The sequence below is a fragment of the Pseudomonadota bacterium genome, assembly GCA_026388255.1.
In the GTDB taxonomy this organism is placed as follows: domain Bacteria; phylum Desulfobacterota; class Syntrophorhabdia; order Syntrophorhabdales; family Syntrophorhabdaceae; genus JAPLKB01.
In genome coordinates this window covers 1-4,043 of the sequence record JAPLKC010000063.1, presented here as the reverse complement: position 1 = coordinate 4,043, position 4,043 = coordinate 1, and the positions used below count along the sequence as shown (strand labels likewise).

The 4,043-nt window shown below is 50.2% G+C and carries 3 protein-coding genes; all 3 read right to left on the bottom strand.

The window, feature by feature from the left end; genetic code table 11:
- Positions 1 to 1,792, bottom strand: a 1,792-nt coding sequence (gene kdpB / locus NT178_07810; GenBank protein ID MCX5812436.1) for a potassium-transporting ATPase subunit KdpB, incomplete at its 3' end; no start/stop codon positions are given.
- Between the two features lie 13 nt (positions 1,793 to 1,805).
- Positions 1,806 to 3,608 carry a potassium-transporting ATPase subunit KdpA gene (kdpA, locus tag NT178_07805; GenBank protein ID MCX5812435.1) on the bottom strand — a complete coding sequence of 601 codons (1,803 nt, stop codon included), beginning with the start codon at positions 3,606 to 3,608 and terminating at the stop codon, positions 1,806 to 1,808.
- A gap of 182 nt (positions 3,609 to 3,790) precedes the next feature.
- The coding region (locus tag NT178_07800; protein MCX5812434.1) for a sensor histidine kinase at positions 3,791 to 4,043 on the bottom strand (253 nt) is incomplete at its 5' end.

Sequence of the window (4,043 nt, the reverse complement as noted above, 5' to 3'; positions counted from 1 at the left end):
TATTGAGCGGTGCAATGACAGGAAAAACAGTTACCAGCATAGCCGGGATGATGGCAAAGTATTTTGCCACGTCATTGGCGATACTGAAGGTTGTCAGGGCTCCACGGGTAATGAGCATCTGTTTGCCGATCTCCACGACCTCTATCAGCTTGGTGGGATTCGAATCAAGGTCCACCATGTTTCCCGCTTCCTTGGCAGCCTGTGTTCCCGTATTCATGGCCATCCCCACATCTGCCTGGGCAAGGGCAGGGGCATCATTCGTGCCGTCGCCGGTCATGGCGACAAGATGTCCTGCTGCCTGTTCCCTTCGAATTAATGCCAGTTTGTCTTCAGGCCTTGCTTCAGCGATAAAATCGTCCACACCTGCTTCCTTTGCTATGGCAGCCGCGGTAAGTTTGTTGTCGCCGGTAATCATAACTGTTTTTATTCCCATTGCTCTGAACCGTTCAAAACGATCTTTAAGCCCGCCTTTCACAATGTCTTTGAGGTGTATAGCACCAAGGACCTTTTCCCCGTCGGCAACAAGTAAAGGGGTGCCTCCTGAGAGTGAGATAAAATCAACGGCATCCTGCACCTCTATCGGAACGCTGCCTCCGACAAAAGACCGTATTACATCAGAAGCGCCCTTTCGTATTTGCCTGTCGTCGATATCTACCCCGCTCATTCTTGTCTGTGCTGAAAAAGAGATGAATTTTGCATGGGGCATCTCGGAAATTGAGCGACCCCTGAGGCCATACTGTTTCGCAAGAACAACGATACTCCTGCCTTCAGGTGTTTCATCCGCCAGAGATGCAAGTTGTGCGCCATTTGCCAGTTCCTCTTTTGTAATTCCCGGTGCCGGCATAAAGTTTGTTGCCTGACGGTCTCCCAGGGTGATGGTGCCGGTTTTATCGAGAAGCAGTACATCTACATCACCTGCTGCTTCCACAGCACGGCCGCTCATGGCAAGAACGTTCTTCTGGACCATCCGGTCGATGCCTGCAATACCGATGGCGCTTAATAGCCCGCCGATAGTGGTCGGAATCAAGCAGACCAACAGTGCCACAAGCACGGTGATAGAAAAGACGATGCCCGAATAGAAACCAAAGGGCTTCAAGGCCATAACGACAACGATGAAGATAATTGTCAGGGCCGAAAGAAGGATCGTCAGAGCGATTTCGTTCGGCGTTTTCTGACGTTGTGCACCTTCCACAAGGCTGATCATATGATCGAGAAAACTCTCGCCGGGATTGGCAGTGACGCGGACTTTAATCCAATCAGAGAGAACCCGTGTGCCGCCGGTAACTGCGCTCCGATCACCCCCTGACTCCCGTATGACAGGGGCGGATTCGCCTGTAATGGCGGATTCGTCTACAGTAGCAAAGCCTTCAATAATTTCGCCATCGGCAGGTATAACTTCTCCGGCGGACACGATAAAGAGGTCGTTCTTTCGTAATTGATTCGCCCCTACCGGTTGGGTTAAACCATCGGCCTTTACCAAATTTGCCATGGTTTGGGTGCGTGTCTTTCGCAGGGTGTTGGCCTGGGCCTTGCCTCGCCCTTCAGCCATGGCTTCTGCAAAGTTAGCAAAGAGCACGGTAAACCAGAGCCAGAGCGATACTTGAAGGACAAAGCCGAAGGATTCATTGCCGGACCTGAAAAACAATGCCAGAGTGGTGAGGGCAGCCCCCACTTCTGTGACAAATATGACTGGATTTTTTAGCAGCGACCGGGGATTCAGTTTTCTGAAGGCATCGGCAGTTGCCTGAATAACGATCTCACGGTCAAAAAGAGAATGAGCTTTCAAAGCCATAGTTTTTACTCCTTTAGTACAACAGGGTAGTTTTCATCATGAGAAAATGCTCCACAATGGGACCGAGTGCAAGGGTCGGCAGGAATGTGAGAGCGCCCACTATGAGAACCGTTCCCACCAGAATTAGCGTAAACATAACCCCCCACACGGGGAAACTTCCTCCTGTTGAAGGGATAAGCTTCTTCCTTGCCATGCTCCCTGCCAGGGCCATGACAGGCACGATCATGATAAAGCGCCCGAAAAGCATGGCAAGACCCAATGTCGTGTTGTACCAGGGAGTATTGGCGCTTAAACCCGCGAAGGCGCTTCCATTATTACCTGTGGCGGATGAATATGCATAGAGTATCTCAGTCAGACCGTGGGGTCCGCTGTTGTTCAGGCCGGCAAGGCCCCATTTGCCGACTATGGCCCACGCAGAAAACCCGAGGATGCTGAAAATCAGTATGAGTAGGGCCAGGACAGAGACTTTCACATCATATGAGTCGATCTTCTTTCCCAAATATTCAGGGGTGCGTCCCACCATAAGACCTGTGAGAAATACTGCCAGCACCACAAAGACAAGCATTCCATAAAGTCCTGCGCCCACGCCGCCGAAGACCACCTCGCCCAGTTGAATGTTAAACAGCGGAACCAGCCCTCCGAGAGGTGTAAAAGAATCGTGCATGGAGTTGACTGCACCGCAGGAGGCATCGGTAGTAATCGTGGCAAAAAGGGCGGAATTGAAGATGCCGAAACGGATTTCCTTTCCCTCCATGTTTCCGCTTACAGGGTCTATTCCTAATGCATGGAGCCTCGGGTTGCCCGCACTTTCAGCAGACCAGCAGACCAGAACGGCAACAATAAAAAGTATTGCCATGGCGCTCCAGACTGCCCAGCCATGCTGCTGTTTTTTTACCGTGTGTCCGAGATAATAGGTAAGGCCGCTGGGGATTAGAAAAATCGACAGCATCTGGAGAAAATTGGACAGAGGCGTCGGATTCTCATAAGGGTGCGCTGCATTGGCATTGAAAAACCCGCCTCCATTCGTTCCGAGCATCTTGATCGCCACTTGAGAAGCAACAGGTCCCTGCGGAATGATCTGATCCCTGACTTCCTGAGTTTCCATTATTGCATTTCCCTTATCGTCCTTCATCTCGTTGCCGGCAAAATCTTGCCTGGCCGTCTGGACAACAGCAGTTTCGATAAGACTCGTTTTTTCGTATGTCTTGAAGTTCTGGATCATACCCTGCGATACGAGGAAAACAGCAAAAACCAGGCAGATGGGCAAAAGCAGATAAAGATTTATCCTGACCAGGTCAACCCAGAAATTGCCGATTGTTTTCATGGAATGGCGTGCAATGCCCCGCACAAGGGCTGCGGCCACAGCAATCCCCACGGCTGCCGAGGCAAAATTATGGAAGGTAAGCCCCACCATTTGAGAAAAATAGGAGAGAGTAGACTCACCAGTGTAATTCTGCCAGTTTGTATTGGTGGTAAAACTGGCCGCCGTATTAAAAGCCAGATCAGGGTTGACAGATCCGAAACCCTGCGGATTAAGGGGCAGAAGATGCTGAAGCCGGAGGATGATATATGTGAACAGCAATCCCGCAAGGCTGAAGGAGAGCATCGATATGGTATAACGCTTCCAATCCTGTTCTTTGCCCGGGTCCACGCGGAATAGACGATAAAACAGACGTTCCACAGGCTGCAAAACAGGATCGAGGAAGGTCCTGCCCTCGGCATCGAGTACACGGACGAGGTAGAGCCCCATCGGTTTGGTGAGGGCAAGGAGCAGAACAATATAAAGTGTCAGTTGAATCCATCCAAAAATGTCCATATATCTTTGCCCCCTCTAAAATTTCTCAGGTCGGAGGACCGTTGCAAGCAGATATCCGATCAGGATAATTCCTATAAAAGCTCCGAATAAGTCAGCCATGTTTTAAAACCTCCCGCAGGCATCCGCATAGAGTACGCAGAGCCCGAAAAAAACAATTGTGATAAAGATGTAAACAAGATCGATCATGAATGATGCTCCTTTTTAGAGATTTGATCTGTTCTTTTAAGGGTAAAGATGAAGGTGCTGCCTTTTCCCTCAAGACTCTCTGCGCGTATTGTCCCGCCATGTGCTTCCACGATCTCCTTTACAATGGCAAGACCGAGTCCTGCGCCGGTTTCCTTTTTTTGTTTCGGAACACGGAAGAATTGTTCGAAGAGTCTGTCAAGATATTCTGCAGGAATGCCCCTGCCGGTATCGGAAACTTTGAAAAAGACC

Coding starts and splice junctions, on each gene's coding strand:
- kdpA (MCX5812435.1), bottom strand. CDS start 3,608: ATGGACATTTTTGGATGGATTCAACTGACACTTTATATTGTTCTGCTC.